Source organism: Bacteroidota bacterium (assembly GCA_039111535.1).
In the GTDB taxonomy this organism is placed as follows: domain Bacteria; phylum Bacteroidota; class Rhodothermia; order Rhodothermales; family JAHQVL01; genus JBCCIM01.
Genome location: JBCCIM010000302.1, coordinates 1 through 5,018, shown reverse-complemented (window position 1 = coordinate 5,018; position 5,018 = coordinate 1). Strand labels below are relative to the sequence as shown.

Annotated in this window: 3 protein-coding genes; all 3 read left to right on the top strand. The window is 52.1% G+C overall.

The features are described from left to right. The coding region (locus tag AAF564_25920; protein MEM8489010.1) for an amino acid permease at nt 1–1,486 on the top strand (1,486 nt) is incomplete at its 5' end. Nucleotides 1,487–1,801: 315 nt separating this feature from the next. After that, nucleotides 1,802–2,515 (top strand): hypothetical protein, encoded by a 714-nt coding sequence (locus AAF564_25915; protein ID MEM8489009.1) that lies wholly within the window; start codon nt 1,802–1,804, stop codon nt 2,513–2,515. Nucleotides 2,516–2,721: 206 nt separating this feature from the next. Next, nucleotides 2,722–5,018 (top strand): DUF5916 domain-containing protein (locus AAF564_25910; GenBank protein ID MEM8489008.1); only part of this gene is annotated, 2,297 nt, incomplete at its 3' end.

The window sequence follows — 5,018 nt, the reverse complement described above, 5'->3', positions numbered from 1 at the left end:
CATCGTTTTCAAACTCGCGGCATCTGCGCCCATTGATATGCTGGCAGAAGACCAGTTGATCATGGAGAAAATTGCTATCTGGGGGCCGATGATTTTGATAGGCCTTGCAGCAGCAACCATCAGTTCGGCACTGGGCTCTGTACTGGTCGCACCCCGGACAATTCAGGCCCTCGGTGCAGATAACAGCTTGCCGTTACCAGGTATCAACAAATGGTTGGAAACGGGTGTAGGTGCGGTTAATGAACCCCGGAATGCAACCATTTTAACAGGCGGACTTGCGCTGATCATCGTGATGGCCGGCAACGTCGACTTTGTCGCCCGCCTGATCTCCATGTTTTTCATGGTGACCTATGGTTCACTCTGCGCAATTAGTTTCCTCGAACACTTTGCTGCGCGCCCAGATTATCGCCCAAGCTTCCGCTCGCGGTGGTACGTGAGCCTCTTTGGTGCCATCATCTGTACGTTGATGATGTTTCTCATGGACCCGCTCTATGCGATTGTGGCAATTCTGTTTATGTCGGGTCTTTACATCCTGGTAGCAAGAAAATCAAAAGGCAAAACCGGGCTTGCTGCAATGTTTGAAGGCGTTATGACGCAGGCCAACCGGTACATGAGCGTTCGCCTGCAGGAGCGCCGGCGTCGGATCTCTGCGTCGGAATGGCGGCCAAGCGTCATCATGATCAACGACCGTACTTTCGACAGGCGGTCTCCGCTGCAATTTATGCGGTGGATTTGTCATCGCTATGGATTTGGGACCTATCTGCACTTTATCAAAGGCCCGCTCAACACTAAAACATTTGCGCAAAGCGAGCAGATTAAAGAGCGCTTGATCCGGCAAGCCCGCCAGCAAAAAAGTCCGGTTTATATGGATACGGTTGTGAGCCCGTCTATGACCTCGGCCCTCGCCCAGAGCTTGCAGATACCCGGCGTTTCCGGCCTTAACAACAATTCAATCCTGTTCGAATTCTCGATCCACGACGAAGATGCCATTCTGGAAGAAGTAGCGGAGAGTTGCCTGTTTTCTTCCAATTCCAAAATGACCCGGCTCGTGTTGCGGCACAGTGATTTCTATTTTGGAGAGCGCAAAAGCATCCATATCTGGCTTACCTGGAATGACAGGGAAAATGCCTACCTGATGATTCTCTTCAGTTACATCCTGTTGGGGCACCCCGACTGGGCCGACGCTGAAATCAAGGTCTTCGCGGCCATGCCGATGAATCAGTTGGCAGAGCGCCGGCGCGAATTCCAGCAATTCATGTCGGATGGCCGGATTCCAGTATCAGAGAAAAACATCCGCTTCCTCCCCATTGACGACGTAGAAGCCTATCGCGAGCGCGTTTCCCGACTTTCAGCAGACGCTGACCTCCTCGTTGTCGGCTTTGACCTCAAAGGCCTCGCGGAGCGCAAAGGCGAAACCTTTAAAAGCCATTCCACCAACAAAGACGTGCTCTTCGTGAACGCCCACAGCGAACTCTCGATGGATTGAGACAGGAAATTGTGACAGCAGACGGCATCTGATTTATGCCACATGAAGCAAATCAGGCGCTGCATTGGATGCCATTGGCTTTCGGCACTAAAACCTGCATCATTTGCTTAAAGGTGGTCAGGCGAATGGACTGGTCGATTACATAATCAGGTGCTAAAAGAGCAGACCACAAAAGTCATGTTACCATAGCGTTAAGAAAATCCAGAAACTACCTTGCTTTATCGCCTGCAGTTTCTGGCTATTGTGCCCAAGCAATGTAATGCTGTGTACTGCACTTCCCTAGCTTTGTAGCGTTTCATTGATGACCCACACGTGATGACCCACACGTACCTAAACTTCTCGTCCGGGAGGTTTGTCAGGCTACTTTCTGGCCTAACTTGCCTGCTCGTGCTCTTGCATGTTATAAGCCTGGGCTTACTCAGCTACGACATAAACCCATTTTCCGAAGTTCTTGTCGAGAAATTTTCGCTGGAAGGCGAAGGCAATTTCCCTGCTTTTTTCTCTGCATTCTTACTGCTGCTTGCTGCCGTACTCTTTTTTACGATCTGCACAGCAACTCGGCTTAAAAAAGAGATTTCCTGGGGATACTGGGGCGGACTCGCGTTGATCTTTACCTTCCTCTCTCTCGATGAAGCAACCCAAATCCATGAAAAGCTCGACACAGATCTAATCTGGTCTTCTTTTAACTTGACGGGCCTGGTTGCATGGCCCTGGGTTTTTATCTATGGTAGCCTCAGCCTCTGCGTTGCCATTTTCTACTTACGATTCTGGCTTGGATTACCGGGCCGCTTCCGCTTTGCTTTTGCACTGGCTGCAACCGTGTATGTTGGTAGTGCCCTTGGGTTTGAGATGCTTGAAGCCCTGGAGTATACTACTCAGGGTGGCGCCACGGCGCGTTTTATGGTCCTGACTTCACTCGAAGAGATTTTCGAAATGACTGCGATTGTCTATTTGATAGCCACACAGTTCAAATATATCCACACCTATTTCCCCGTACTCCACATCTCCCTTGCACAGCCCATTCAATAACAAATTGATCGTTGCGTGCACTAGACGGGAAAAACCCTTTACATTCTTAACATCTCATTACGTACACTTAACTATCTGCGAGCAACAATTGTGCGTTGCAGATTGTCATTCTGTATTAGGACCCTAATTTTTTAGCCGGCGCATTCACAGGCGATACTTAGAAGCATTCTCCTGTACGCTGAATCACCCTATATCCCGCCGCCGTAATGAAGCGCTTGTTTTCGCTCTGCCTGGTGCTCACCCTTGTTGCCCCTTCCGCTGCATTTGCAACTGCACCAACAACCGCACCAACAACCGCACTTGCCACCGAAGACGACCCGCCCGAAACGCGACCGTCCCTGATTGCACAGCGTACAACGGAAGCGATAGCCATTGACGGGATGCTCGACGAAGACAGTTGGAACACGGCCGCCCTGGCAAGTGAATTCCAACAATACGAGCCACAGGAAGGAGCGCCGGCTTCGCAACAAACGGAAGTCCGCATACTTTACTCAAACAACGCTGTCTACATCGGGGCGTACATGTATGACGAGGCCCCGGAGAAAATACTGCGCACCCTCGGCCGGCGTGATGACCTCAACCAGGCTGACTGGTTTCTTGTTGCGATCGATTCTTATTACGATCGCAAAACCTCCTATAACTTCGGCGTAAATGCTGCCGGCATACAGGTCGATGGGGTCAACACAGATGCCAGCAGTTTTCGATTTGGCCCCCTCGTTTTTGATACATCCTGGGATGCTGTTTGGGCCTCTGCGGTACGCGTACACGAAGACGGCTGGAGCGTTGAAATGCGGATCCCCTACTCCATGCTGCGCTTCCCGGAACTGACTGAACAAACATGGGGCATCAACTTTCGGCGCGTCATTCCGCGCAACAGTGAAACCAGTGAATGGTCCCTTATTCGCCGCGAAGACTATGCGGGCGGTTCTGTGGCGAATTACGGCACCCTAACCGGCCTGAAAAACATTAAGCCACGACGTAATATCCAGTTTATTCCCTACACTGTTTCCGGAATGCGGTTCGAGGAAGGAGACCCCGGCCAATCCGTAAACAGCAGGGACCTCGACGTTGGTGTAGACCTCAAATTCGGTATTACATCCAACATTACGCTGGACGCAACCATCAACCCGGATTTTGGCCAGGTGGAGGCTGACCCCGCCGTTCTCAACCTTACGGTTTTCGAGACCATTTTGCAGGAACGCAGGCCGTTTTTTGTCGAGGGTTTCCAAATATTCGACTACCGCTTCGGCTTTCGCGACGGGCTCCTCTATACCCGCCGCATTGGCGCACAGGCGCCCGTTATAGGCGCAACAAAACTCTCAGGCCGGACCGACAGCGGGTTTTCCTTTGGCTTTCTCGGGGCACTGACAGGCACCAACTTCGACCCTACCCGCCTCTATAGCGTTGGGCGTGTTATTCAACAAATAGGCGACTATTCCAGCGTAGGCGCCATTCTCACAGCTTTCGACAAATCCGTATTGGACGATACCCCACTCCGCAGCTATACAGGCGGCGTCGACTGGGATCTCCGATTCAACAGCAATCGATACCGACTCGACGGCCATTTCAGCTTCTCAAACCGGTTTACGCCCGGCGATAAATCGGCAACACAAGATACAGGTATTGCAACAGCCCTTGGATTTGATAAGACACGCGGCATATGGACCTGGGGCTTCGGGACAGAAATAATGAGCGACGCCTTCAACCCGCGGGACATGGGCCTCCTGCGCCGCAACGACCAACTGCGCTTTAGCGCATATATCAACAACGTGGTAAACGGTGGCAAGTCTTTTGGCCCCTTTGAACGGGGCTCGCTCCGGATGTTCAACTGGAATGACTGGTCGTACGACAGATCGCTATACACAGGGTCCGGCTTCTTCTTTTTCAGCAGTTGGTTGACAAAAGGATTTCGGGAATTCGACATTCAAATAATCAACAGAGACCCGTTTGGCGGATATAACCAATTCGACACGCGCGGCCTGTACCCCCGGGCCAATCCCTACTCCCTCGACATAGAACTGTCGACGCTTTCAGATTCACGCCGTGCCTGGCAGGTAGGTCCGGCTGTGGAAGCTGGGTTTGCCGATGGCGAAGGAGCTGAGTATGAGTTGGGCATAGAGGGCGTCTGGAATGTCGGTTCGAGGCTCAACCTGCAAGCCGAGCTAGGCTTTGGCGTAGAGCACAACAGGCTCGCATGGGCTTCCAACGAATCGTTCAGGGCCACGGAGACAGGCTGGACGATAGGCAATGAAAACGGAACAGCGCCAGATGAACTTGCCGCCGGCGATTTTACGTCCTTCGATGACCAGGGCCAGTTGGCATCCATCCTTGCATTGGCTGAGCCGTTTGCGGTAGGGTCAACAGACTATTACGTCCCTGTGTATGGCCGGCGAAATAACCGCTCGGTAGATTTCTCGGTCTCTCCATTGCTGGGGTCTTCATTGGGGTCGTACTTAATATGGGTTGGCGGACGCTCTTGGGTAGAATATATCATCGATCGCCT

What these genes read in the sequence shown, in the direction of transcription:
- AAF564_25915 (MEM8489009.1), top strand. Translation starts at nt 1,802, where the DNA reads ATGACCCACACGTACCTAAACTTCTCGTCCGGGAGGTTTGTCAGGCTA.